Origin of the sequence: Geobacillus sp. C56-T3 (assembly GCF_000092445.1) — a bacterium.
Lineage (GTDB): Bacteria > Bacillota > Bacilli > Bacillales > Anoxybacillaceae > Geobacillus > Geobacillus thermoleovorans.
Genome location: NC_014206.1, coordinates 2,181,336 through 2,204,375 on the forward strand (window position 1 = coordinate 2,181,336; position 23,040 = coordinate 2,204,375).

Annotated in this window: 26 protein-coding genes and 1 pseudogene; 9 read left to right on the forward strand and 18 right to left on the reverse strand. The window is 53.9% G+C overall.

The features are described 5' to 3' along the window. Positions 1–149: 149 nt before the first annotated feature. Positions 150–2,138: an acetoacetate--CoA ligase gene (locus GC56T3_RS10860; protein ID WP_041468781.1), complete on the reverse strand. Its 1,989-nt coding sequence runs from the start codon at positions 2,136–2,138 to the stop codon at positions 150–152. A gap of 237 nt (positions 2,139–2,375) precedes the next feature. On the opposite strand from GC56T3_RS10860, the gene GC56T3_RS10865 reads away from it, so the two are divergent. The 3 genes from GC56T3_RS10865 to GC56T3_RS10875 are packed head-to-tail and all read left to right on the forward strand — an operon-like array spanning position 2,376 to position 4,720. Further along, the gene (locus tag GC56T3_RS10865; RefSeq protein ID WP_013145563.1) at positions 2,376–2,630 is read left to right on the forward strand and encodes a FeoA family protein; all 255 of its coding nucleotides are present in this window, start codon (positions 2,376–2,378) and stop codon (positions 2,628–2,630) included. Further along, complete coding sequence (locus GC56T3_RS10870) at positions 2,623–3,357, forward strand: FeoB small GTPase domain-containing protein (RefSeq protein ID WP_013145564.1); 735 nt, start codon at positions 2,623–2,625, stop codon at positions 3,355–3,357. The genes GC56T3_RS10865 and GC56T3_RS10870 overlap by 8 nt, the downstream gene beginning before the upstream one ends. After that, positions 3,326–4,720 carry a nucleoside recognition domain-containing protein gene (locus tag GC56T3_RS10875; protein WP_013145565.1) on the forward strand — a complete coding sequence of 465 codons (1,395 nt, stop codon included), beginning with the start codon at positions 3,326–3,328 and terminating at the stop codon, positions 4,718–4,720. Before GC56T3_RS10870 ends, GC56T3_RS10875 begins: the two co-directional genes overlap by 32 nt. A gap of 65 nt (positions 4,721–4,785) precedes the next feature. Here the strand turns inward: GC56T3_RS10875 and GC56T3_RS10880 are convergent, their stop codons facing one another. From GC56T3_RS10880 to GC56T3_RS10920, 9 genes are all read right to left on the reverse strand, one after another. After that, positions 4,786–5,412, reverse strand: coding sequence for a histidine phosphatase family protein (locus GC56T3_RS10880; RefSeq protein ID WP_013145566.1), 627 nt, complete (start codon positions 5,410–5,412; stop codon positions 4,786–4,788). 36 nt (positions 5,413–5,448) lie between these two features. Next, entirely contained in the window at positions 5,449–5,601 is a 153-nt protein-coding gene (locus tag GC56T3_RS10885; RefSeq protein ID WP_013145567.1) for a peptidase U61, read from the reverse strand. Next, positions 5,598–6,053 (reverse strand): GNAT family N-acetyltransferase, encoded by a 456-nt coding sequence (locus GC56T3_RS10890; RefSeq protein ID WP_013145568.1) that lies wholly within the window; start codon positions 6,051–6,053, stop codon positions 5,598–5,600. Before GC56T3_RS10890 ends, GC56T3_RS10885 begins: the two co-directional genes overlap by 4 nt. A 48-nt stretch (positions 6,054–6,101) precedes the next feature. After that, the gene (locus tag GC56T3_RS10895; protein WP_013145569.1) at positions 6,102–6,404 is read right to left on the reverse strand and encodes a DUF5634 family protein; all 303 of its coding nucleotides are present in this window, start codon (positions 6,402–6,404) and stop codon (positions 6,102–6,104) included. A gap of 77 nt (positions 6,405–6,481) precedes the next feature. After that, positions 6,482–8,461 carry a bifunctional diguanylate cyclase/phosphodiesterase gene (locus GC56T3_RS10900; RefSeq protein ID WP_041468783.1) on the reverse strand — a complete coding sequence of 660 codons (1,980 nt, stop codon included), beginning with the start codon at positions 8,459–8,461 and terminating at the stop codon, positions 6,482–6,484. A 134-nt stretch (positions 8,462–8,595) separates the two neighbouring features. Then, positions 8,596–9,333, reverse strand: coding sequence for an IucA/IucC family C-terminal-domain containing protein (locus tag GC56T3_RS10905; protein WP_013145571.1), 738 nt, complete (start codon positions 9,331–9,333; stop codon positions 8,596–8,598). Then, complete coding sequence (locus tag GC56T3_RS10910) at positions 9,333–10,145, reverse strand: ABC transporter ATP-binding protein (RefSeq protein ID WP_013145572.1); 813 nt, start codon at positions 10,143–10,145, stop codon at positions 9,333–9,335. Before GC56T3_RS10910 ends, GC56T3_RS10905 begins: the two co-directional genes overlap by 1 nt. 12 nt (positions 10,146–10,157) lie before the next feature. Further along, positions 10,158–11,210 carry an iron ABC transporter permease gene (locus GC56T3_RS10915; RefSeq protein WP_013145573.1) on the reverse strand — a complete coding sequence of 351 codons (1,053 nt, stop codon included), beginning with the start codon at positions 11,208–11,210 and terminating at the stop codon, positions 10,158–10,160. Next, entirely contained in the window at positions 11,207–12,208 is a 1,002-nt protein-coding gene (locus tag GC56T3_RS10920) for an iron ABC transporter permease (protein WP_013145574.1), read from the reverse strand. The genes GC56T3_RS10915 and GC56T3_RS10920 overlap by 4 nt, the downstream gene beginning before the upstream one ends. 199 nt (positions 12,209–12,407) lie before the next feature. Here GC56T3_RS10920 and GC56T3_RS10925 point away from each other — a divergent pair, with 199 nt between their 5' ends. Next, positions 12,408–13,382 carry an ABC transporter substrate-binding protein gene (locus tag GC56T3_RS10925; protein ID WP_013145575.1) on the forward strand — a complete coding sequence of 325 codons (975 nt, stop codon included), beginning with the start codon at positions 12,408–12,410 and terminating at the stop codon, positions 13,380–13,382. A 176-nt stretch (positions 13,383–13,558) separates the two neighbouring features. Beyond that, positions 13,559–14,050: a PCYCGC motif-containing (lipo)protein gene (locus GC56T3_RS10930; protein ID WP_013145576.1), complete on the forward strand. Its 492-nt coding sequence runs from the start codon at positions 13,559–13,561 to the stop codon at positions 14,048–14,050. A gap of 178 nt (positions 14,051–14,228) precedes the next feature. Here GC56T3_RS10930 and GC56T3_RS10935 read toward each other — a convergent pair whose 3' ends face one another. From GC56T3_RS10935 to GC56T3_RS10955, 5 genes are all read right to left on the reverse strand, one after another. After that, complete coding sequence (locus tag GC56T3_RS10935; protein WP_013145577.1) at positions 14,229–14,957, reverse strand: 3'-5' exonuclease; 729 nt, start codon at positions 14,955–14,957, stop codon at positions 14,229–14,231. Beyond that, complete coding sequence (locus tag GC56T3_RS10940) at positions 14,950–16,002, reverse strand: DUF294 nucleotidyltransferase-like domain-containing protein (RefSeq protein ID WP_013145578.1); 1,053 nt, start codon at positions 16,000–16,002, stop codon at positions 14,950–14,952. The genes GC56T3_RS10935 and GC56T3_RS10940 overlap by 8 nt, the downstream gene beginning before the upstream one ends. 17 nt (positions 16,003–16,019) lie before the next feature. Beyond that, a complete protein-coding gene (locus GC56T3_RS10945; RefSeq protein WP_013145579.1) occupies positions 16,020–17,321 on the reverse strand; it encodes an ammonium transporter in 1,302 nt (433 codons plus the stop codon). A gap of 176 nt (positions 17,322–17,497) precedes the next feature. Further along, positions 17,498–17,905 carry a VWA-like domain-containing protein gene (locus GC56T3_RS10950; protein WP_013145581.1) on the reverse strand — a complete coding sequence of 136 codons (408 nt, stop codon included), beginning with the start codon at positions 17,903–17,905 and terminating at the stop codon, positions 17,498–17,500. Positions 17,906–18,055: 150 nt separating this feature from the next. Beyond that, complete coding sequence (locus tag GC56T3_RS10955; RefSeq protein WP_013145582.1) at positions 18,056–18,250, reverse strand: YozQ family protein; 195 nt, start codon at positions 18,248–18,250, stop codon at positions 18,056–18,058. Between the two features lie 149 nt (positions 18,251–18,399). Between GC56T3_RS10955 and GC56T3_RS20185 the strand changes: the two genes are divergently transcribed. Both GC56T3_RS20185 and GC56T3_RS10960 read left to right on the forward strand, forming a co-directional pair. Then, complete coding sequence (locus GC56T3_RS20185; protein WP_013145583.1) at positions 18,400–18,528, forward strand: hypothetical protein; 129 nt, start codon at positions 18,400–18,402, stop codon at positions 18,526–18,528. A 15-nt stretch (positions 18,529–18,543) separates the two neighbouring features. Then, positions 18,544–19,056 (forward strand): YndM family protein, encoded by a 513-nt coding sequence (locus tag GC56T3_RS10960; RefSeq protein ID WP_013145584.1) that lies wholly within the window; start codon positions 18,544–18,546, stop codon positions 19,054–19,056. Between the two features lie 338 nt (positions 19,057–19,394). Here GC56T3_RS10960 and GC56T3_RS10965 read toward each other — a convergent pair whose 3' ends face one another. Beyond that, positions 19,395–20,585, reverse strand: a complete 1,191-nt coding sequence (locus GC56T3_RS10965) for a toxic anion resistance protein (protein ID WP_013145585.1) — start codon at positions 20,583–20,585, stop codon at positions 19,395–19,397. 2 nt (positions 20,586–20,587) lie between these two features. Continuing rightward, positions 20,588–21,232 carry a 5-bromo-4-chloroindolyl phosphate hydrolysis family protein gene (locus GC56T3_RS10970; RefSeq protein ID WP_013145586.1) on the reverse strand — a complete coding sequence of 215 codons (645 nt, stop codon included), beginning with the start codon at positions 21,230–21,232 and terminating at the stop codon, positions 20,588–20,590. A 160-nt stretch (positions 21,233–21,392) separates the two neighbouring features. Here GC56T3_RS10970 and GC56T3_RS20190 point away from each other — a divergent pair, with 160 nt between their 5' ends. After that, the gene (locus GC56T3_RS20190) at positions 21,393–21,521 is read left to right on the forward strand and encodes a hypothetical protein (RefSeq protein WP_013145587.1); all 129 of its coding nucleotides are present in this window, start codon (positions 21,393–21,395) and stop codon (positions 21,519–21,521) included. Positions 21,522–21,541: 20 nt separating this feature from the next. Then, positions 21,542–22,223, forward strand: a pseudogene (locus tag GC56T3_RS20325) (SIMPL domain-containing protein). Here GC56T3_RS20325 and GC56T3_RS10980 read toward each other — a convergent pair. After that, positions 22,213–22,962, reverse strand: coding sequence for a hypothetical protein (locus GC56T3_RS10980; RefSeq protein ID WP_013145588.1), 750 nt, complete (start codon positions 22,960–22,962; stop codon positions 22,213–22,215). The pseudogene GC56T3_RS20325 and the gene GC56T3_RS10980 sit on opposite strands and share 11 nt — an antisense overlap. Between the last annotated feature and the right edge of the window lie 78 nt (positions 22,963–23,040).

A 23,040-nucleotide genomic window follows, 5' to 3' on the forward strand; every position in this document is an offset into this window, starting at 1 on the left:
ATGCATTACATTTTTGCGTCCTCTCAAGAAAGTCTTCCGGCAACATCAATGGCTTCTCTTATGAGCCAAGGAGTGTCTTAGACATAGAAAGGTTGTTATTAAGCGTCGTCACTTAATAACAACCTTTCGCACGTTTCAAGAAAAGGACTTCAGCTTATCTGCGTCTTCGCCGCCAGCGTCTTCGCCAGCTCGAGGAAAAAGTCGAGCGCCTCTGGATTGGCCATTGAGCCCGGGTTGACTGCCTTTTCGAGCGGGAAGCCTAAGAGCAGTTTCCGGATCGGAATCTCCATTTTCTTTCCGTTTAGCGTTTTCGGAATTTGCTTCACCTCGTAAATTTCATCTGGAACAAAGCGCGGCGAGACGTGTTGCCGAATCGATTGGCGGATGCGTTCTTTCAGCTCGTCATCGAGCGCTGCGCCCGGCTTGAGGACGACAAACAGCGGCATAAACGATTGCTTGCCCATCATTTCCAAATCGACAATGAGGCTTTCGAACACCCCGTCGACCGCTTCGACCGCACGGTAAATTTCGCTCGTGCCCATGCGGACGCCGGCGCGGTTGATCGTCGAGTCGGAGCGTCCGTAAATGACGCATCCCCCTTGTTCGTCAATTTTGATCCAGTCGCCGTGCTTCCAGATGCCCGGGTACGTGTCAAAATAGCTGTTCCGATACCGTTCGCCGTCTGGATCGTTCCAGAAAAAGAGCGGCATCGACGGCATTGGTTTTGTGATGACAAGTTCGCCGACTTCATTGACAAGCGGCCGACCGTTTTCGTCAAATGCCTGCACATCCGCGCCCAACGCGCGGCACGAGAGGACGCCGGCGCGCACCGGCAAAATGGGGGAGCCGACGACAAACGCGGTGCACACATCCGTTCCCCCGCTGCATGACGCTAGACAAATATCGTCCTTGACGTTTTCATACACCCATGCGAACCCTTCGACCGTCAGCGGCGAACCGGTCGAGAGCACGGCCTCGAGCTTTGACAAGTCATATTGCTCTTTTGGCTTCAGGCCGAGCTTCATGCAGATGTTGATAAACGCCGCGCTTGTGCCAAAATGGGTGATGCCCGCCTTTTCGGCCAAATCCCATAAGACGTTGCCATCTGGATACGTCGGGCTGCCGTCATAGAGCACGATGGTCGACCCGGCCAGCAGTCCGCCGATCAAAAAGTTCCACATCATCCATCCAGTCGTCGTAAACCAGAAAAACGTGCTGTCTTTCGTCAAGTTTTCGGAAATCGTCAATGCTTTCAAATGTTCAAGCAAAATGCCGCCATGCCCCTGGACGATCGGCTTCGGCAAACCGGTCGTTCCCGAAGAATACAAAATCCAAAGCGGATGGTCAAACGGAACGTCTTCATAGACGAGCTCCGCCTTGTCCGCCACGACATCATCCCACAGCACGACGCCCTCATCCGGTGCTTCCATCTGCCCGCGCCAATACGGAAGCAGCACCGTCTTTTTCAATGACGGCAATTTGGCGCGCAATTCGGATACGACCGGCATTTTGTCAAATTCTTTGCCGTTGTATTGGCAGCCGTCGACGGCAAACAAGACAGTCGGCTCGATTTGCGCGAACCGGTCAATGACGCTGCCAGCGCCAAAATCCGGCGAGCAGCTTGACCAAATGGCGCCGATCGAGGCGCACGCCAAAAACGCCATCACCGTCTCGGGGATATTCGGCATATAAGCGACGACGCGGTCGCCGCGCTTCACTCCCATCGCTCGCAATGCTTTGGCGATCGCCGCCGTTTTTTCGCCGAGCTCCTGCCATGACACTTCCCGGTACGGCACGCGTTCCGAGCGGAAAATGATGGCCGGGCGGTCGGCGCGCGCATGCCGGAAAATATGTTTCGCATAGTTGAGCGCAGCGCCTGGAAACCACTCCGCCCCTGGCATCTTCCGCTCCCGCAGCACACACTCATACGGCGTTGCCGCCTGAACACCACAATATTCCCAAACCGTTTCCCAAAATGACTCAAGCTCGTCGACCGACCATGTCCACAGCTCGCGGTATGAAGAGAAGGAGAGCCCTTTATGTTCTCTCAACCAATCCATATATCGATGAAGGTTGGAGCTCTTGATTTGTTCCTCCGTCGGCTGCCAAAGAATCGTCCCTTCCGTAATCGCTTTCATTTCATCGTGCGTCAATGGACGCCGTCACCGCCTTTCTGCCGATAATTTGTTCAGACTATTCATATGATAACATGATTTCCTACTGTTTTGAATAGTTGTTGGTTCGACAACTCTGTCAGAAAAAGATGAAACAAATTTGTTGACAACAGCGAGGCAACTGGAATATGATAAATTCAAAAGTTGGTCTAAGCAAAAAAAATGTCTTTTATAAAAAATATTAACCGGAGGGAAACTTTTATGGCACAAGGAAAACGTTGCCGCCTCTCCGATATGAAACCGGGCGATCGATTTCGCATCGAAAAGGTTGATGTTCCTGATCCTATGTTAAAAAGGCGGTTGCTTGATTTGGGATTTGTACCCGGCGGGGAAGTGAAGGTTGGACAAAGAAGCCCGCTTGGCGACCCGACCGCCTATCGCGTTTGTGGAACGACGATCGCATTAAGGAAAGAAGAAAGTGACTATATTTACGGGGAGAAGATCCACCATGACTGATATGACGTATACGATTGCCTTAATGGGAAATCCGAACACCGGCAAAAGCACGTTGTTCAACGTCTTAACGGGCCTGCGCCAACATACCGGCAACTGGCCCGGGAAAACGGTCACTCATGCGGAAGGAGAATGCCGCCACCGCGGCACATTGTACCGGATCGTCGACTTGCCGGGAACGTATTCGCTCTATTCCAATTCAGCCGATGAAGAGGTGGCGCGCGATTTTCTCCTGTTTCAACGTCCTGACGTCACGGTCGTTGTGGTCGACGCTACGGCATTAGAACGCAACTTGAATCTAGCGCTTCAAGTATTGGAAATGACCGACCGCGTCATTATCGCTATCAATTTAATGGATGAAGCGAAAAAGAAAGGCATTCATATCAATACAAAAAAATTAGCCGCCAAACTCGGCGTGCCGGTCGTGCCGATCTCGGCCCGCAACCGGGAAGGAATCGATGCACTGCTTGATACAGTGGATGCCATGGCGCATGGCCGCATCAACACCAACCCGCTTTCCATCCGGTACAGCCCGGAAATCGAACGAGGCATTGCCAAACTTCTTCCACTCGTGAAAGACGTGATGGGAGACACGTATCCTGCTCGCTGGATCGCTCTTCGTCTCCTTGACGGCGATACATCGCTGCTTCAAGCGCTGAAACAACCGCCGCAACCATTGATCAAGGAGGGGAACGCGTATGCCTGCTGCGGATCTGTCAAATCAGTTTGACCAGCTAATGAAAGAAGCCAAGTCATTAGCACCGGCTGACACGCGTGAACAGATCGTTTCTGCCATTTTCCAAACGTCAGCTGCGCTTTCTCAAGAATGTGTCACGCATACAGCGGTCGCAAAATGCGATCGAACGGAACAAATTGACCGGATCGTCACGTCGAAGCGGTGGGGATTTCCCATTATGCTGGCGCTTCTCGCCGCTGTCCTTTACATGACGATCGCCGGCGCCAACGTATTTTCCGATTCGCTCGCCCGCTTGTTCGGAACGATCGAAACGTATCTCACCATGGCCTTTCAAGCGATTCACGCCCCCGACTGGCTGCACGGCCTCATTGTACTTGGCCTATACCGCGGCACGGCTTGGGTCGTCAGCGTGATGCTGCCGCCGATGGCGATTTTCTTTCCCGTATTCGCTTTGCTCGAAAATTATGGCTACTTGCCGCGTGTCGCCTTTAACATGGATCGCTTGTTTAAAAAAGCGGGGGCGCATGGCAAACAATCACTGACGATGGCCATGGGCTTCGGCTGCAACGCGGCGGCCATCATGTCGACGCGCATTATCGAATCACCGCGCGAACGAATGCTGGCCATTTTGACCAACAACTTCGTCCCCTGCAATGGACGTTGGCCAACGCTGATCCTGCTTTCCTCCTTATTTATGGCAGCCGGCTATACAGGCGGATGGAAAACGTTCGTTACGGCGGGTGTGGTCGTCGCCATGGTGTTGTTTGGCATCGTCGTCACGTTGACCGTTTCATGGGTCTTATCCAAGACGGCCTTGCGCGGCATTCCGACCCATTACACTCTGGAGCTGCCGCCGTACCGACGCCCGAAAATCATGGAGACGATCATCCGGGCCACCCTCGACAAATCACTCTATGTGCTGAAACGGGCGGTAACGGTTGCGGCGCCGGCCGGCATTCTGACATGGGTGCTCGGCAACGTTCACGTGGGAGATACGACCGTGCTGGCGTATTTAGCCGACTGGCTTGACCCATTTGCCAAAGCATTGGGATTGGATGGCTACATTTTGATGGCGTTCATTTTAGGCTTGCCAGCCAATGAAATTGTCGTGCCGATTTTGCTGATGGGCTATTTATCCGCGGGGGCGCTCACTGAAGTCGATGGCCTGTATTCTCTAAAACAAATTTTGCTCGACCACGGCTGGACGTGGCTCACCGCCCTCAATATGATGCTGTTTTCCCTGCTTCACTACCCATGCGGCACGACGCTCGTCAACATTTACAAAGAAACGAAAAGCGCGAAATGGACGTTCGTCGCCTTTGCCTTGCCGACAGCGATTGCCATTGCGGTCACCTTTACGACCGCACAGCTGGCGAGATGGCTCGGGCTCGTATAAACGGCGCAGCCCCGCTTCCCGATCAAGGGAAACGGGGCTGTTTTTTGTCTAAATGAAGCCGCCATCTATACTTCTTTTACTTCCTCCACATGGGATGCGTCCCCTTCGACGACAACGCGAAAACCATCCCCATCTGCCTCCACGATCGTCACACTCGTGCCGTACATATACGGCGGCGACCACAGGTGGTCAAGCGGCGCGCCCTTGAACGCCGCCACAAGCGTTTTCAGCACGACGCCGTGAGTGACGATTAACACCGTTTCTCCCTCGTGCCGCTCGATGATGCGCCGCACCGCTTCAAGCGCCCGCTGCTGCACGTCACAAAACCGCTCGCCACGCTTTGGAGCGTACAGATGGGGCGCGTTCCAAAAATGGTCGAACGCGATCGGATCCATTTGCCGAATCTCGTCATGCGTCTTTCCTTCCCAATCGCCAAGATAAATCTCGCGCAGCCGCTCGTCTTGATAGATCGGAATGAGCCGCCCGCCGCGGACAATCTCCGCCGTCTCAAGCGCCCGGCCGCTTGTGCTTGTGTAAATCGCGGCCAATTCCACCGCTTCAAGCCGCTTTCCAAGCCGCATGGCGTCTTGCCGCCCTTTTTCCGTGAGCGGCGAGTCTTGCCAGCCTTGCATCCGCCTTTCGACGTTCCACTTCGTTTCCCCATGTCTGGTCAAATACAAGGTTGTCGCCATGTCTTCCCTCATGTCTCCTCTCTATTAATCTACCTCTCATTCAACCGCCCGCTCAGGCAAGCGAAACGCAACAGATCCGCTTTTGTCCGTTTTCATCTCTGCTTGAATGCCTTTTGGCAACACTGCCATTGGATCTGTATGGCCAAAATCGGCATCATACACAACCGGAAACTCGTACCCGCGTGTCATCCGCTTCGTTTCACGAGTTTCGTTAACTCGATTCTTTCCGGCGTTTCGATGCGCTCGATGGCACGAAACCCATGGCGTTCGTAAAAGCGAATGGCCGGCGCGTTGCCGCTTCCGGTCGTCACGACGATCTCGCTTATCGACGGTTCTTGCTTGATGACAAAGTCGAGCAACGCGCTGGCGATCCCTTGGCGGAAACAATCCGGATCGACCATCAGCCGGCAAAGGCGAAGCGTCTTCCCATTCCGCTTGCAAGCGATCGCCCCAACGAGTCGTTCCCCTTGAAAATAGCCGAAAAAGCGCTCGCCGCATCGTTGCAGAGAAGCGATCGTATCGTGAAGCGGCGGGAGCGCCTTGCTGCCGATGATCTGCGCCTCGATCGTATACGCGCGCCGCTGTAGGTGCAGCACCTTAACGGCCGTTTCGTCGTCTGCTATGTGAAGTTCCGCAATCATGCTCCTCTCCCTTTCGATGGCGAAAAAGCGGCCGAGCCCGGCCGCTTATCATGAATGAATCACTTCCTCCATCGCCTCTTGCAGCGAATGAAAGCCTTTTTTCTCCCGACCGTCTTTTCGAACGGTCCATTCCTGCTTCTCAAGCGCCAGTTCACCGCGTTCGTTTTTTACAAACGGCATGTGAATGGTGATCATCTCATCGTCTTTGTTGATCGTATAGCCGACATAATAGCGATTGCCTTCACCATGCTCTTCAAAAATGCCGACTTGGTCGAGTCCATAGGCTTCCATCATCGGCTCGAGCGTGTCGATGAACTCCTCGATCACAACGCTTCTTGGCGCAAATTCCATGGTTTTTCCTCCTCTTGCCTAGTCATCAAGTGTAGTTTGCGGCAAGCCGAGGAAACTCATGAGTGGAAATGACCGACTTATGACGAAGGCCCATTGCAAGCCGTGCGGTTGTACTCCTCAAGCCATTGCTGCAACTTTTTCGCTTCGAGCGAGCGGCTGAAGTAAAACCCTTGCGCATAGTCGCAATGCATTTGCGAAAGAAGCGCCACTTGCGGCTCGGTCTCGACCCCTTCAGCCAACACTTCAATATCCAGGCTTTTTGCTAAATGAATGATCGTATCGACAATCGTGGCATCTTTCGAGTTTTCCGCAATGCCTTGAATAAAACTGCGGTCGATTTTCAACAGCGACACCGGCAAATTGCGGATGTAAGCCAATGATGAAAAACCGGTTCCAAAGTCATCGATCGCCGCCTGTACGCCAAGTCGCTGCAGTTCGGTTAAAATGTGCCTGCCGGTCTCAATGTTTTCCATCAATCCGCTCTCCGTCACTTCCAAAATGAGCCGGTTAGGCGCAAGCCCCGTCTCGCGCAAAACGCGCTTCACATGCTCGATGAGCTCCGGACGATTGAGCAAAAACGGCGACAAATTGACGGCAAGCTTGAGGCCCGGAAATTTTTTTTCCCACTCTTTCACTTGGCGGCACGCCTGTTCCAACACCCATAATGTAATTTCAAAAATAAACCCGCTTTCCTCCGCCAACGGAATGAAATCGAGCGGTGGAATGTCGCCAAGCGACGGATGACGCCAGCGCAACAGAGCCTCAACCCCCATCGCCTTTCCTTTCGCGAGCTGCACTTTCGGCTGATAGCATAAATACAACTGCCCGCGCATAATGGCAAACGGCAAATCTTGCTCGATCACCGCCTGCCGATGCTCGGTCGGGCGGTAAAAGGCATAGCCGTTCCGCCCCCGCTCTTTCACTTCGTACAACGCTTGATCAGCGTATTTCATCACTTGCTCGATCCGATCGCTGTCTTTCGGGAAAAAAGCGATGCCGATCGATAAGGTCGATTGGATGAGCTGTTTTTCGTAATAAAACGGCTCGTGAAACGAACTGACAAGCCGCTCCGCCAAGGCGGTCATCTCTGTTTTCGTTATGTTCGGCAGCAAGAGAACAAACTCATCACCGCCGATGCGGGCAAAAAAGTCGCCGGGACGCAACGCCCGCTCGACGCGCTTGACCGCCTCGCGCAAAAAATAATCGCCGGCTTGATGGGAAAAATGATCGTTGATCCATTTGAATTTGTCAAAATCCAAATAACAAAGAGCAAACGGCGTCTGACTCGCGATCAGCTCATGAATATGCCGCTCGAAATAGCTGCGGTTGGCGATGCCCGTGAGCGAATCGAAATAGGCAAGCTGACGGAGCTTTTCTTCGTACCGCTTCCGCTCGCTGATGTTTTTCACGGTCACAATGACGCAATCGAGCGTCCCCGCTTCATCGATGATCGCCTTCCCTTGCGCCTCCATCCAAACCCATTCGCCTTTCTCGCCTTGCTTGCGAAATTCGGCGGATTGCGTCTCGTATGTATCGTACAGCTCAGCCAATTTTTGTGCCACGACCGGGGCGTCATCAGGGTGGACAAACGTCAGCACCTCTTCGTATGACACTGGAAGACGCTTGTTTGTTTTTCGCTTCCATGACGGCGGAATGTATGACAATTCACGATTGGGAGAAAAAATCAACACGTAATCGTTCGAATGCTCAACAATCAGCTGCAGACGCCGTTCCGCTTCGGCAAGCCGCGCTTGCAGGCCGCTCTCCTCCGCTTGGCGGCGAAGAACGCATAGGACGGCGGCCGTCTGTCCGTTTTCACCGATGATCGGCGACACGCCCGCAACCAATAAGCCGTCAAGCAACTCCCAGCGAAAGGCGGCCGGGCGCTGTTTCACCCGTTCAACCAACGCCCGTCCTTCGACGGACAGCGTCCTCTGTTCTTCTTCACTCAGCGCCAAGCCGGCAAAAGCCGGATTGTTGTAAATGATCACGCCTTGCAAATTCAAGATGACCACTGCTTCTGTGAAGTGATGGAAAAAGGCCGTATATTTGTCCATGCAATTGCTACCTCGCCGTTTCACCAAAATAAGCGATGTCCACACTTCCATTTTCACGAAAATCACGGCAAAAATCAACAAATTTCGCAAACATTTTGTCAAAAATATGGAACTGCCCACCGGCGGCCTTCCGGTCACCCGGTTTGCCGTTGGCGGGCGCGAATGGGACACGTTTGACAGCACGTTCCCCCATTTGTTTTCACGTACAGGCAGCACGTCGTCCGCTGCATGCCGCTTGCTCCTTTAAAAAAGCGGCGAAGTGGGTTGTCTTTTTGTCCAAACAACCGGCCGTCTGCTTCATGAATAAGGAAGCGGAAATCATCGCGCAGCCGGTCGGCGACCGGGGCAAGCGACTCATCCTCGAGCCAACGTTCATATACCCAATACACGTAAATCGCGACATTTTCCCATAAGACGAGCGGCGATATGCGCGTCAGACGCCGCAACCGAGCGATGAGCGGAGCGAACAAGCCGGCGAACACGTCGCGAACGACTTGCTCGCGCCAGCGGCTGCGCTCAATGCCGCACGCCTCCGCTTCCGGCGGCTCAAAGCGAAACCGCGGCATCCACATCTCCCCTTCGCCGTCCGTGTCAAGCCAAATTCGCCCAGGATCGAGCACAAGCCGCTTGTTCCATACCGACATGGCGTATAGCGTCATCGGCGCCAAAAAGCTTAAGCGCTTGACAAGCATCGACGCCGCAACGGCGTCATTTGCCGCTCCCATCTCGGTGCGGACGTGCGCGACATACTTCGCGAGCTGCCCGTCGTCATGAAGCAGCCAAGCAAACAACATCGACGACGAGACATCAGCCGCCCCGCTTGAAAAACGGTACGTTTCCAACGTTTTCATTTCGTCTTCACGCAGTCTCATCACGATACGCCTTCTTTCTGTAAAATTCGCCGTCCTTTCCCATACGGAATGCAAAGCGGGGTGCCAAAGATCGGATCGTACGTGATTTGGCAATCCATTTGGAACACATCTTTCACGAGCTGGCGGGAAATGACGTCTTCCGGCTTTCCTTCGGCATACACCGTTTTATCGCGAATGGCGACGAGATGATGGGCGTAACGGCACGCTAAATTCAAATCGTGAAGCACCATGACGATCGTCCGCCGTTCTTTTTCATTCAGCTCAAACAATAAATCTAAAATGTCAATTTGATGCGCGAGATCCAAATACGTCGTCGGCTCGTCAAGCAAAATGATGTCTGTTTCTTGCGCTAATGTCATGGCGATCCATGCGCGTTGGCGCTGTCCGCCGGAAAGCGAATCGACCGGCCGCTCGGCGAATTCGGCGAGTCCAGTTGCCTCTAGGGCCCGCACAACCGCTCGCTCATCTTCGTCACTCCATTGCTTGAACCACGTTTGATACGGGTAGCGCCCTTGCTTCACAAGTTGCAAAACGGTCAGTCCTTCCGGAGCCGTAGGCGACTGCGGCAAAATGGCGAGCCGGCGGGCGATTTCTTTTGTCGGCTGTTTGGCGATTTCTTTTCCATCCAGCAGCACAGCGCCGCTTGTTGGTTTTAGCAGCCGGGCCAAGGCGCGCAGCAACGTCGACTTGCCGCAGCCGTTCGCGCCGATGAACACCGTGATTTTTCCTTTCGGAATCGTCAAATGCAACCGGTCAATAACGATCGCCTCGCCATAGGATAGCGTCAACTCTTTCGCCTGCAACCCATGCATGCGCATCCCTCCTTATAATTTCCGACTTCGGTACAATAAATAAATGAAATACGGTGCTCCAATCGCCGCGGTAAACACTCCGGCCGGAATTTCCGTCGGCGCCAAAAGCAGCCGCCCAGCCAAATCCGCCCCCATGACGAGCACGCCGCCTAACAGCGCAGCGGTCGGAAGAAGAGCGCCAAACGCCGAACCGACAAGGCGGCGCGCCATATGCGGCGCCATCAGCCCGACAAAGCCGATGCCGCCGGCGAAAGCGACCGCGCCGCCGGTGAGCGCGGTGCTAAGCAAAACAAGTCCCAGCCGTTGCCGTTCGACCGCGCCGCCAAGCCCAATCGCCAGCTCATCGCCCAGCTCCTGCACATTGACATGCCGCGCGGCCAACATCGCCACAAGGAGCAGTCCGATGACCCATGGCGCCATGAGCGAAACGTGCTGCCAAGAAGCACCATACACACTGCCCGTAATCCACACGTTTGCCTGGCTCGCCCGATAGATGGGTCCTGTGATCATCAACAGTGTCGTCAACGCCTGCATGAGCGCAGAAACGCCGATGCCGACAAGCACGAGCCGAAGCGGGGCGAGGCCGTTTTTCCACGCCAGCATATATACGAGCCAAGCAGCGGCCGTAGCGCCGAGAAAGGCGGCAAGCGGCAGCCAGTGGATGCTGACGGTCAAAGAGTTGTTTTCATCGCTAAACAGCGCCAAAAAGCCAACGACCGCGGCCGCCGCTCCGCCGGTGATGCCGAGCACATCCGGCGAAGCGAGCGGATTGCGCACCATTCCTTGCAAAACCGCGCCGGCGACAGCCAGCGCCATTCCGGCCAGCCAGGCAACCAATACGCGCGGCAGGCGGAACGTCACAATCACCGTCTGATGAATTTCCTCTCCGTATCCGAACAGCGCGGCAGCGGCCTCAAGCGGGGACATGCGCATTTCGCCGCTGCCAATGCTGATAACGAAAAGGAAGACGGCCGCTGCTATGAGCGCGGCGAGCACCGCAACAGCTTTTTTGTCATAGAAAAACGAGATGTGTTTTCCCATTCGGACCGTGATGTATTTTTTCATTTTGCGGCGATCCCCCTGCGGGCAATGTAGATGAAAAATGGAACGCCGAGCAAGGCGGTGACGATGCCGACCGGCACTTCGCGCGGCATCAGAACGTAGCGCGCCCCAATATCGGCCATAAGAAGCAAAATCCCGCCGAGCAAGGCGCAATACGGGAGCAGCCAGCGGTGGTCGACGCCGGCAAGCGCCCGCGCCATATGCGGCACCATCATGCCGATAAAGCCGATCGGACCGGCGACGGCGACCGATCCGCCAGCCAGCAGCACGACTAACAGAGCGGCGGCAGCCTTGATCAAATTCGTTCGCTGTCCGAGTCCTTTCGCTACATCGTCTCCCACCATTAAGATGTTGACATGGCGCGCCAGCAGCATGGCCCCAGCCCAGGCGGCCGCCAAATACGGAAAAACGGCCGTCAACAACTCGAGCTTCCGGCCAGCGACCGACCCGGCCAGCCAAAAGAGCACTTCTTCAAGCGCTTTTTCATTCATCGCCAGCATTCCTTGCGTCAGCGAGGCAAATAAAGCCGCGACCGCCGTGCCGGCAAGCGTCATTTTGAGCGGCGTCAGCCCGTCTTTCCCCGCGGCGCTGATCACAAACACGATCGCCGCCGCGGCAGCCGCCCCCATAAATGCGACCCAAGACAACATTTGCAATGAAGAAATGGAAAAAAAGGTGACCATCACAACAATCAAAAAACCGGCCCCGGCGTTAATGCCGAAAATGCCTGGCGAAGCGAGCGGGTTTCGCGTCAGCGCTTGCATGAGCGCCCCAGCCATCGCCAAGCTGGCGCCAACGGCAGCCGCAATCAACGCTCGCGGCAGCCGAACCGTCGCCACGACTAAATGGGTGTTCGATCCATTATTGTCGATAAGAGCCGCCACCGCCTGCCGCCAACTCGTGTCGGTATATCCACAAACGATGCTCATCCACATGGCGGCAAGCAGCACAATCAGCAAACCGATAAGGCCAATCATTTTTTGACGGTTTGTCGCCAGCATCTCTGAGATCTCCCTTGCTTCATTCTCTATATCTCTATCGTCAAGTCTATTTGATAATGACTCTCATTGTCAATGTTTTTTCGCATTTTCTTATGATTTTTTTATCATTTTTTCATTTATAGTTGACAATGATTCTCAATTTTATTTATTATATCAACGTAAATGAAATTCATTATCAAATTCAAAGGGGGATTAGCTAATGAAATCAAGGCATCTCACCCTTCTTTCCGCCTTCATCCTTTCCCTCCTGCTTCTTGCCGGCTGCGGCGGAAAGCAGGAAGAAAAAACAGCCAAACCAGCGGAAAACAATGGGGCGAAAGCGGAAGTGAGCTACACGGTCGAACACGCCATGGGCACGGCCGAAATCAAAGGAACGCCAAAACGAGTCGTCATTTTGACGAACGAAGGAACCGAGGCGCTCCTCGCGTTAGGCGTGAAACCAGTCGGCGCCGTCAAATCGTGGACGGGCGATCCGTGGTACGACCATATTAAAGATAAAATGGAAGGCGTCAAAGAGCTCGGTTTGGAGTCAGAGCCGAACGTGGAAGCGATCGCCGCCTTGAAACCAGATTTGATTATCGGCAACAAACTGCGCCATGAAAAAATTTATGAACAGTTGAACCAAATCGCCCCGACCGTGTTCTCAGAAACGCTGCGCGGCAACTGGAAAGACAACTTTATGCTGTATGCGAAAGCTGTGAACCAAGAGGAAAAAGGGAAACAAATCATTGCTGAATATGACAAACGCATTGAAGACTTAAAAGCAAAACTCGGCGACAAGCTGAAGATGAAAGTATCGATCGTCCGCTTTATGGCCGGCGACGTGCGCATTTACCATAAAGACTCGTTCTCCGGCGTCATTTTGGATCAACTTGGCTTCGCCCGCCCGGAATCGCAAAACGTAAACGACTTTGCGGAAACCGGCGTGACGAAAGAACGCATTCCAGCAATGGATGGCGACATCCTGTTCTACTTTACATATGAGACGGGGGACGGCAAAGCGAGCGAACTTGAAAAAGAATGGATCAACGACCCGCTCTTTCAAAACTTAAACGTCGCGAAACAAGGCAAGGTGTACAAAGTGAGCGACACGATTTGGAACACGGCTGGCGGTGTGCTCGCGGCTCATTTGATGTTGGATGATATTGAGAAATATTTCTTGCAAGGGCAATAATCGCCCGCTAACGAAAGGCAGAAGCGGTCAGCTGCTTCTGCCTTTTTCCTCTTCCATCATTCCTGCCCTGTGGCTCGTCTCGACGCTAACTTCATTTCCCAAGGGCAAAAATAGTTGCTGCTTATCCATCGGTATGGTACATTCAAAATGCAAACCTCGCACGGAAAGGAAGAAAGATGGTGAAACGTTCTGCCTTCATCACCGCATGTGTATTGTCATTCAGCGTTCTGCTCTCAAGCTGCACCGATGACGGCGTTCAGGAACAAAGCCGCTCACAGATGACGAAAACCGCCACCGGCGATATTCGTGAAACGACAAAATCGATCGAGCATTTGCCAAGCTTTTTGAGCGCGTTTGAAGAAGAGATGGCTGTCTTGTACCAACAGGCTGCTGAACACCGCGAGCTGCTTGAGAATATCCCTTGCTATTGCGGCTGCGGGCAATCGGCTGGCCATAAGAACAATTATGACTGCTTTGTGTATGAAAATAAAAAAGACGGCTCGGTCGTCTGGGATGATCATGCGACCAAATGCGGCGTCTGCCTCGACATCGCCGCTGAATCGATCGCCGCTTACGATCAAGGGAAATCGATCAAAGACATTCGGCATATGATCGATGAAAAATATAAAGAAGGCTACGCCGAACCGACGCCGACAAAGCCGCTCTAATACGAACGAAAAAAAGCGCCAAATCCGGCGCTTTTTTCACTGCAACCAGCCCCCTTTGCCTGCAAACCCCTTTTTGCCCCGCCGAGCGCCCACTGCTTTTCGATCAACAGAAACAGGCTGCTTAAACTGGATTTCGCTCTTCTCAAGGAGAGTTCACAAAGGCTTCGCACAGGCAACATCAACACCGGCTGAGCGCGGCGTACAGATCATGCAGCGTGTCGATGCCGCGCTGGCGGAATTCATCGAGCAAGATCGCCCATAGCTTCGCCATCGCTTCGACGTCGCCATCCGCCGTATGGCGGCGCGGGCAACAGATGCCATAACAAGCTAACGCATCGTCAAACGTCGGGCACGAATGGCCGATCAGCGTCATCATCGGCTGCAAGTCGACAAAACGTCCGCTCCATTTTTGCCGATAATGACGCCAAAGGGCATGGCGCAAAAACGCCAAATCATGACCGATATGATAGCCAATTAAGACGCCGGCGGCAATAAACGGCACAAACGTGCGCAGCGCCTCGGCAAGCGGCGGAGCGAACACCACATCCTTCGCCTCAATCCCGGTCAAGGCGGAAATATGTTCCGGAATCGGCTTTTCCGGCTTGACGAGCGTCATGTACGCATCGGTCACGACTCCTCCAACCGTTTTCGCTGCCGCCATGGCCAAAATTTCATCGCCTTGCTCCGGGGAAAAGCCGGTCGTTTCCATATCGATGATGACAAACGGGATGTCAGTCAAACGGTCATGCCAATCGATGATGTGCTGTTTTTCCTTTTGCAGCGAGCGAAGCCATGTTTCCTGTTGCAGCGAATGGTCATGCCCAAATAAGGCGGATGATGCCTCGCGCGGAACGCCGAGCGACAACAAGCGGAGCGCCCGCTGCCAAAAACGGTGCCGCTCATGCATGAATGTTAGCCACCCGCCGGGCGACAAAGCGCTGCAACCGTTTTGCGGTGCGCATCGCTTGCTTCAGCTGCTTTTGCTCTGTCCGCTCAAGCGTCCGCCATAACACATATTCACGCCCGTCCCCCGCCTCGGTGCTGTACTTAAGACGAATCGAATAGTAAACAGACAGCGCCTCGCAAACGGCGGCGGAAAGCGGCGCCGTCAATACGCCAGCCGCCTCAAGCGCCCGTCGCCGCTCAGCCGTGTCCGCCGCCGGGACGCGCGCAAAACAGGCCAACCATTTTAAGGCATTGGTGAGCTGCACGTAGCCGCTTTGTTTCATATGAACGGCCCCGCTGTGCGGCCCCCATCGCTCCGTTTGCACGTTGCCCAGCCAACCGAGCGGAACCGGAGGAAATTGAACGTGCTCCCCCATGCGCGCCAACAGCGGCGGCCGTTTGGCCACCGCCGAAAACAGCATCCTCCTGCCCTCCTCAGCCAATTCCGTCTCGCCATAAAGCGGACGCATATCCATCGCGATCAACAAAAAGCGAATGTCGTTCGGCCACCCGCTGTCTAAATAGGAAGAAAGTTGTTGCTCCCAACCGCGGACCGACTGCGCCCACCGCTTGTTCGTCGCCATCACGTAACCGGAGCAGTACGGATAGCCGGCCTCATGCAACATGTCCACCCCAACCGCCGCCATATGGCGGATGAATTCATAACAAGCCGCCTCCTCTTCCTCAGGACAGTCGAATAAAATGCCGTGGTCCTGGTCCGTCCAAATCGTCGGCTCACGTCGGCCGATGCTTCCCATCACATACCAGCACCACGCCGGGGGACGAATGCCGACCGACCGTTTCATCGTCTCCCGCTCCGCAAGGAAAAACGCGCGGCGAAGGATGGCTTCATGCACGCAAACGACGTCGCTTGCAAGCTGCTTCATTTGTTCAGGTGCCAGACAGCGCCGCAGTTCGCGCGCCAGTTCATCATGACAAAAACGAAGTTCGGCGGCCGACTCAGCTCGGTTTAGCCGCTCGACCACCTTTGCCGCCAACGATTCCATCACCTTTCCCCTCCTGGCTACTGCTGGGCGAGGGTCTTGGGCTGATACGCCGGATCGAGCTGTTCCGGATAGCCATAAGAACCGTGCTCGCTAATATCAAGACCTGAAATTTCTTGTTCCGCCGTGACACGCAGCCCGATCGTTTTCTTCATGGCATATAAGATGACAAACGAAACAGCAGCGACATACACCGCAGCGCCGAGCACCCCGACCGTTTGCACAATCAGCTGATCAAATCCGCCGCCGTAAAACAGTCCAGCCTTCCCGATGCCCGTGATCTCGACTAAACGCGGCGAGGCGAAAAACCCGGTTGAAATCGTGCCAATAATGCCAGCGACACCATGGACGGAAAAAGCATAAATCGGATCGTCAATCCCTTTGCGTTCAAAGTAGATGGATGTCCAGAACGTAAACGACCCCGCCACTGCACCGATCACAACCGCCGCCCACGGTTCGACGAACGCGCACGCGGCGGTAATGGCAACCAAAGCCGCGAGCACGCCGTTGACCATCGCTGGAATGTCCGCTTTGCCGACCAAAATTTTCGCCGTCACAATCGCGGCGATCGCTCCCGCCGCGGCGGCCAAATTCGTCGTCAGCGCGACATAGCCGAAAAATCCGTCGCCAACCGCCATCGTGCTGCCAGCGTTAAAGCCGAACCAGCCGATCCATAAAATCAATCCGCCAATAACCGTATATACTTGGTTATGCCCAGGAATGACGTTTGGAGTCTTATCTTTATTGAACTTGCCGATGCGCGGCCCAAGCAAAATTGTAGCCACGAGCGCCGCAATCGCTCCTTGCAAGTGAACAACGGTCGAACCGGCGAAATCTTGCATTCCCATTTTTCCAAGCCAGCCGCCGCCCCACACCCAATGGCCGATCACCGGGTAAATGGCGATCGTAAAAATCGTGCCGAAAAGAAAATAAACAGACAGTTTCGCCCGCTCAGCGAAGCCGCCCCAAGCGATGGCCAGCGACACGCCGGCAAAGCCGAGCTGGAATAAAAATTTGAGCTCGAGCGGCACATTCGCCCACGACAACGAGTCAAACGTTCCTTTTCCTTCTTTTAAAAACCATCCTTCCGTCCCGATGAAGCTATTCCCAGCCCCAAACGTAATAGCAAAGCCGAACGCCCAAAACGCCAATGAGGCGATGGCAAAGCTTAAAATTTGTTTGCCAGCCACATGCCCGGAGTTTTTCATGCGCGTTGATCCAGCCTCAAGCAAAGCAAACCCTGCCTGCATGCCGATGACGAGCACCGCCGAAAGCATGACCCAAAGGGCATCCAGCCCAAGCGTCAACGTTTTTTCATCCATTTACGCATCCCCCTTTTTGTTATTTATCATTCCTTTTATATGTCATAATATATAACACAAATACGCCAAAAGCAATGTCTGTTTTTGGTTGTAATCGGTTTCATGCACAAAAAATTTGTTAAGTTTTCTAACGAAAAAGAGAATGCCCCTCATCACGAAGGGCATTCCTCACAGTGTTACGCCACGCGAATCGGCTTGCCAAACGGCACGCGCGGCATATAATCGTCCGGCACAAGCCAAAACACTTCATAGTCGACTTGCAGTTCTTCATAAAAATAGCCGGTTACATCGGTGATGTAAAACAACGTATCGATTTTTTGCGCAGCGGCCCATTCCAGCACTTCGGTGTACGACGATTTCCCGTGCTTGAAATATTGAATCGTCGCCACGCCAACCGGAGATACATCGCGAATTTTAAAATCCGCTTGGACGAGCAGCGTGTCCGGGCGCAGCTTTTCAAACAGCTTCACAATGTTTTGAATGAGCATTGGCCGCTCCGGACGGTTTGATGTGTCGATCGCCAACGCGATGGAATGGTCTTTCCGCTCTTTGAGCAACGCCAATAAAGCCCGCTGCCATCTCACGATGATCATCCCCCTTATATCGGTGAATCGCCGTGCGCACTACTAGTATAGACGACGATGGGGGAAAGTACGAACTGTTTTTCTTTCCTTTTTCCCCTCCCGTTTCACAAACATAAACCAAAACGCTAAGGAACAGCTCCTTGACGTTTCTTACTCCCGCGGAGAAAGGGGGGAGTCTGAGCCATTTTTGTGTTCGATCGTGGCCTCGATGGTTCCCTCCGCGTACATATCGCTCACTTGTTCATGTGTTTCAGCCAATGCTGAACCAAGAAACGAAGCTGCCTCATCATTCGACGGGACATACTGCTGTCCAGCCATCTCAAGCGATTGTTTGTTTTCCGCCATCTGTATTCCTCCTTGTTCATGCCGTTCATTATATTAATGTAGAACAGGGGGGGAAAATAAAAAGAGGAAGTTTATGGATCATGTATGTATACATCAAGACAAACGCGGCAAACTAACGATAAACAAATGGAAAGAGAGGATGATGGCTAATGAGACAGCCAAAGCAAAACAACAGCCCTGAACAACAAGAAAAAAAACAACAACCGGACAAAGACAGGGAAAAACAGCCGGGGTACGGCGATAAAAAACTAGAAGGTCCAAACCATCCAGCAGAATAAAGGCGGCGAATCCCAATGAGACATTTGCTTGCGTTAGTGCTGAAATATTTGCTGACCGCCACGGTGATGTTTGCCATTTTACCGCTGTTTTTGCGCATTTCATCGGCAGAGATTTTATGGTTTAGCCTTTGGCTGACGCTTGTCGCCTATGCGCTCGGCGACTTGTACGTTCTGCGGCGCCTTGGCAACGTCTCAGCGACGATTGCCGACTTTGGACTTGTGTTTGTGGCGGTATGGATCGGCATCGGCGCGTTTTATGACATCGCCGGCGCCGCCATATTAAACGCGGCGTTTTTCTCTGCTCTGCTTACAGCGTTCGGAGAATTGCTGTTTCACGCCTATGTGCTGCGATTTGTCACTGTCGAGCACGGTGAAAAAGACGCCCCGCTTATCGGCCGCCAATGGCAAACGGAGGCGGCAGAAGAGTTTGATGTCCGCGCCGCCCGCCCGGACGGCAACGATCGTGAACGAGCGGAACAAGAGGATGAACAGCATCATCAAGAGCCTCCCCATCCCCCCATCCTATGAAGGAGGAACAAATGTTGGCGGCTGCAGTCCGAGACGCCAGCCTCTTCCCCTTCCTTCCAAACAGGGCTTCAACGTGAATGACTCCACCTTTGTTTGGAACATTCAATGGCCGCATCTCCACTTCGTTTTGGGTTGCGCCCTGTACAAAAGGGAAGTGGGGGAGCTTCAATTGGGAAATCATAAAACAGATGGCGAACGAAAAAACGGGTGTCTGCTCGTTCGCTAGACACCCGTTTCGCATGAGGATCTTTGGTTTTTCGGCGCTTTCTTCTACAGCCATGGTCGGATCCATCGGACGTTTGGCCGCAAGCCGAAACAGGACGATCTCCTATCCGCCCTTATTGCTCCGGTCGCTTCAGCGCAAGCAGCGTCTGTTTCAATTCCGCTTCCATCGCCGCCAGCTCGCGTTCGGCCTGCTGCCGTTTTAATCGGCCTTCCGCTTGGATTTTCAACGTTTCTTCGAGCGTAGCGATCAAATTTTCTTGTGTTCGCTTCAACGTTTCGATATCAACCAAGCCACGCTCGTTTTCCTTGGCGATTTCAATGCTGTTTGTTTTTAACATCTCCGAATTGCGCAATAACAGCTCATTCGTCGTTTCGGCGACCTGCTTTTGCGCCGCAGCCGCCCTTTGCTGCCGAAACAGCGTCAAGGCAATCACGACTTGATTTTTCCAAAGGGGGATGGCATGCAAAATCGACGATTGAATCCGCTCGACAAGCGTTTCGTTCATATGCTGAATCATGCGGATTTGCGGTGCCGTTTGAATCGTCACTTGCCGGCTGAGCTTTAGGTCATGCACCCGCTTCTCAAGCCGCTCGGCAAACTGCCGCAAATCCTGTACATCCTGCCATGCCATTTGGTCGCCGGAGCGCTCCGCTTCCGCTTGCTTTTCTGGAATCGTCTTCGTCCGCAGCTCTTCGAGTTTGTATTCCGCTGCCGCAATATAAATATTGAGCGCTTCAAAATAGTCTTTGTTTTTTTCATAGAGCGTCTCAAGCATCATGATGTCGCGAAGCAACAAATGCCGGTGCTTCTCAAGCCGATCAGCGATTTTGTCAATTTCAACGCCGATTTTTTGGTATTTCGCCACCATCTCTTGCAGCGGCTTGGCCACTGCGCCGAACAAGCGGGACAGCCACCCTTTTTTCGCCGGCATTAGGTCATCGGGGTTGACCTCCTTAATTTTGGCCATCAGTTCGCTGATCACTTCGCCGACCGGCCCAGCGTCTTTCGTTTGCACATGATGCAAAATCGCATGAGAAAACTTCGACAGCTCGGCTTGCGCCGCCACACCGTATTGCAAGACGGCCTGATGGTTGGCCGGGTCGATTTGTTTGGCGAGCGCAAGCGCTTTTTCCCGATGCTCAGGCTTCAACGCATCAAGCGCGCGCGCCGGCTTTTCTTCCTCCTTGAGCCGCGGTTCGGCCGGCGAAGAAAACGGCTTTGCAAGCAGCTCATCAAGGGAACTTGTCCGTTCCAGCCCTTGCAGCCAATCCGTCGATTCCATCCCGTGATTCCGTTCGTCCATCGTCATTCTCCTTTCTTTGACAGCGGCAGACGAAGCCCATCCGATTGTCGGAGCGATCGCTCGAGCCATTTCGCTTCCGTTTGCAGCGACCAGATGTCGTTCGATAACACCTCAAGCAACTGCCGTTCAGCCGCTGAAGTCAGCTCGTCAAGCACTCTTTCCGTCTCCTGCAACGCTTTTGCCATATCGGCGCTTTGCACCGGCTGCTGCGCCAAATAAACGTATTTCTCCACCATCTCCACCGCCGTCGGCCATTCGTTTAAGAAAAATGGCTGGGCGAGGCGCAGTTGATGTGGTTGTTGCTCGATGGCGCGAATGATTCGATCGACGATGGCACTCAACCGGGAAACCGTTTGCCACATCACCACAGAACGAAGCCGATAGCGAGCGCGACGCAGCCGCTTCCATAACGCGCGCGCTTCGCCAAGCTGGCTGCGAACGTAGACAAGCTCCTCAGCGGACACATCAGCCGGCAGGCGATGATGCCGCCTTTTCATGATGGCGGACACCCCCCACATCGCCCCCATTCCGGATAAAATCGAAGGCCAAAAGCGAAAATCAGCAGCGATGAATACGATCACCGCGACGATGACCCCTGCGTTCCATGAGACAAACCAACGCCATATCGTACGAAGCAGCTGCTTCATTGTCCCTCTCCTTCTTTAATCTTTTCTTTCATTATAGCATGTCCATTCCATGATACGTACAAGCGCCCAAAGAAGTTTCATCGCCAACTGGACGGCGCGCATAGGACAATGGCCGTTTCGAATAGGCTATAGTAACAGGGCCATCGAAAGGGGAATCGGGATGAAAGCGATCAATTGGCAGCTTGTCTCCTTTGTCGCGATCTCGCTGTTGAAAGAATATTGGTGCTATGCCGGACTGCCGCGCGTCTACTATTGGCAGGCGGCGGATGATGACAAAAAAACTGCCTAACAGCAGAAGGAGGGAACACGATGCAGCCTTGGCACCGCCCCACACCGCCAACCGCCTCCCGCGCCGCACTGACCGTCACCGGCCAAGGGACAGTCAGCGCCAAGCCAGACACCGTCCTCATTGCGATCGGGGTGCGCACCGAACACGTCCATATTCAAGAAGCGCTTGCTGACAACGCGAAACGCACCGACGCAGTCATTGGAGCACTCAAGGCGCTTGGCGTGCAAACAGAAGATTTGGAGACGACGGCGTTTTCCATCTATCCCCAATACGAACATCACAATGGAGCCGACGTATTATCCAGCTATGGAGTCGAACATTGGCTTGAAATCACCGTCCGCGACCCTAAAAAAGCCGGCGCCATTTACGAAAGCCGGCGCCATTTACGAGGCGGCCGTTGCCCATGGAGCAAACCTCGCTCGCGGCTTGGAATTCCGTCTAGCAAACGAACAAGCCCATTACCAGCAGGCATTGGCGTTGGCCGTGAAAAACGCCAAAGAAAAAGCGCTGACCATCGCCCGCGCTCTCAGCTTGCCTCTTTATGACACGCCGATTGAACTGAAAGAACAGTCATCGATCCGGCCGACGCCATACGGTCCGGCTGTTCTCAGCGTTTCCTCATCAGCGCCGCCTGTGCAGACGCAAGATGTTGTCATTACCGCCGTCGTGGAAGCGGTATTTGCTTATTCGTTCATTTCGTGATATCGACTTCATGGACGCGGGCGCCGCCAAACAGCTCGACACGGACGGTTTTCTTTTTCCCATTCGAATGGACGACGGTTACAGCGTACGCGCCCGGCAAATACGGGCCGATTTTTTTGACAAATGGGTCTTTCGTCGCCTCCTCTTCCGTTTTCACCCCATTGACGACAAGCAACGCCTCCGGATCATCGACGCGCACATGGAGAAAATAGAGGGCTGGCTCAAACACATACCGGTCCTCAAACACGTGAATCGTAAACACCGGCGGGTGAGATGTCAATCCTTTAATATACACGTGGCCGCTCTTGCGCTGGCGGGCAAACTCCCGATCCAGCTGTTCATACGCTTCTGGGTGCCGTTCCACATACGCGAACAACGGCGCCAACGTTTTCTCGTTGATCGGCACGCTTTCCTCCGTCACCCGCAGCATCGCCTGCAAAGCGGCCACATCGCGGTCTTCGATCGCATCTTTTAAGCGCATAATCGCCATTTCTCGGCTCGCGGCCGTCTTCAACGCCCCATACCCGCTCCAAAGAAGCGTGCTCGCCCCCCACAGAACGACGATGGCGACAAGCAGCCAGCCGATGAGACGGTATTGCTTTTTTCTCCTCTTTTCCCGAGACAAAACGCGCGCTTGCTGCCTCTTTTCGCTGCGCGCCAACGCCGCGGCGCCGTTCTGACCGCCGCGGCTTCCCGTTTCCCCCTCAATGGCATCCGGTTCGAACACGCGCGGTTTCATGAGCGCTTCCCCTCTCCTTCTCGCTGTCTAGTTCCACTTTATGTCAGAGACAGGGAATATATGTTACACGAACAACGG

Excerpts from the sequence above, each read along its gene's own strand:
- GC56T3_RS10860 (WP_041468781.1), bottom strand. The coding sequence starts at position 2,138 with ATGAAAGCGATTACGGAAGGGACGATTCTTTGGCAGCCGACGGAGGAA.
- GC56T3_RS10865 (WP_013145563.1), top strand. The coding sequence starts at position 2,376 with ATGGCACAAGGAAAACGTTGCCGCCTCTCCGATATGAAACCGGGCGAT.
- GC56T3_RS10870 (WP_013145564.1), top strand. The coding sequence starts at position 2,623 with ATGACTGATATGACGTATACGATTGCCTTAATGGGAAATCCGAACACC.
- GC56T3_RS10875 (WP_013145565.1), top strand. The coding sequence starts at position 3,326 with ATGCCTGCTGCGGATCTGTCAAATCAGTTTGACCAGCTAATGAAAGAA.
- GC56T3_RS10880 (WP_013145566.1), bottom strand. The coding sequence starts at position 5,412 with ATGGCGACAACCTTGTATTTGACCAGACATGGGGAAACGAAGTGGAAC.
- GC56T3_RS10885 (WP_013145567.1), bottom strand. The coding sequence starts at position 5,601 with ATGACACGCGGGTACGAGTTTCCGGTTGTGTATGATGCCGATTTTGGC.
- GC56T3_RS10890 (WP_013145568.1), bottom strand. The coding sequence starts at position 6,053 with ATGATTGCGGAACTTCACATAGCAGACGACGAAACGGCCGTTAAGGTG.
- GC56T3_RS10895 (WP_013145569.1), bottom strand. The coding sequence starts at position 6,404 with ATGGAATTTGCGCCAAGAAGCGTTGTGATCGAGGAGTTCATCGACACG.
- GC56T3_RS10900 (WP_041468783.1), bottom strand. The coding sequence starts at position 8,461 with ATGGACAAATATACGGCCTTTTTCCATCACTTCACAGAAGCAGTGGTC.
- GC56T3_RS10905 (WP_013145571.1), bottom strand. The coding sequence starts at position 9,333 with ATGAGACTGCGTGAAGACGAAATGAAAACGTTGGAAACGTACCGTTTT.
- GC56T3_RS10910 (WP_013145572.1), bottom strand. The coding sequence starts at position 10,145 with ATGCATGGGTTGCAGGCGAAAGAGTTGACGCTATCCTATGGCGAGGCG.
- GC56T3_RS10915 (WP_013145573.1), bottom strand. The coding sequence starts at position 11,210 with ATGAAAAAATACATCACGGTCCGAATGGGAAAACACATCTCGTTTTTC.
- GC56T3_RS10920 (WP_013145574.1), bottom strand. The coding sequence starts at position 12,208 with ATGCTGGCGACAAACCGTCAAAAAATGATTGGCCTTATCGGTTTGCTG.
- GC56T3_RS10925 (WP_013145575.1), top strand. The coding sequence starts at position 12,408 with ATGAAATCAAGGCATCTCACCCTTCTTTCCGCCTTCATCCTTTCCCTC.
- GC56T3_RS10930 (WP_013145576.1), top strand. The coding sequence starts at position 13,559 with ATGGTGAAACGTTCTGCCTTCATCACCGCATGTGTATTGTCATTCAGC.
- GC56T3_RS10935 (WP_013145577.1), bottom strand. The coding sequence starts at position 14,957 with ATGCATGAGCGGCACCGTTTTTGGCAGCGGGCGCTCCGCTTGTTGTCG.
- GC56T3_RS10940 (WP_013145578.1), bottom strand. The coding sequence starts at position 16,002 with ATGGAATCGTTGGCGGCAAAGGTGGTCGAGCGGCTAAACCGAGCTGAG.
- GC56T3_RS10945 (WP_013145579.1), bottom strand. The coding sequence starts at position 17,321 with ATGGATGAAAAAACGTTGACGCTTGGGCTGGATGCCCTTTGGGTCATG.
- GC56T3_RS10955 (WP_013145582.1), bottom strand. The coding sequence starts at position 18,250 with ATGGCGGAAAACAAACAATCGCTTGAGATGGCTGGACAGCAGTATGTC.
- GC56T3_RS20185 (WP_013145583.1), top strand. The coding sequence starts at position 18,400 with ATGAGACAGCCAAAGCAAAACAACAGCCCTGAACAACAAGAAAAAAAA.
- GC56T3_RS10960 (WP_013145584.1), top strand. The coding sequence starts at position 18,544 with ATGAGACATTTGCTTGCGTTAGTGCTGAAATATTTGCTGACCGCCACG.
- GC56T3_RS10965 (WP_013145585.1), bottom strand. The coding sequence starts at position 20,585 with ATGGACGAACGGAATCACGGGATGGAATCGACGGATTGGCTGCAAGGG.
- GC56T3_RS10970 (WP_013145586.1), bottom strand. The coding sequence starts at position 21,232 with ATGAAGCAGCTGCTTCGTACGATATGGCGTTGGTTTGTCTCATGGAAC.
- GC56T3_RS20190 (WP_013145587.1), top strand. The coding sequence starts at position 21,393 with ATGAAAGCGATCAATTGGCAGCTTGTCTCCTTTGTCGCGATCTCGCTG.
- GC56T3_RS10980 (WP_013145588.1), bottom strand. The coding sequence starts at position 22,962 with ATGAAACCGCGCGTGTTCGAACCGGATGCCATTGAGGGGGAAACGGGA.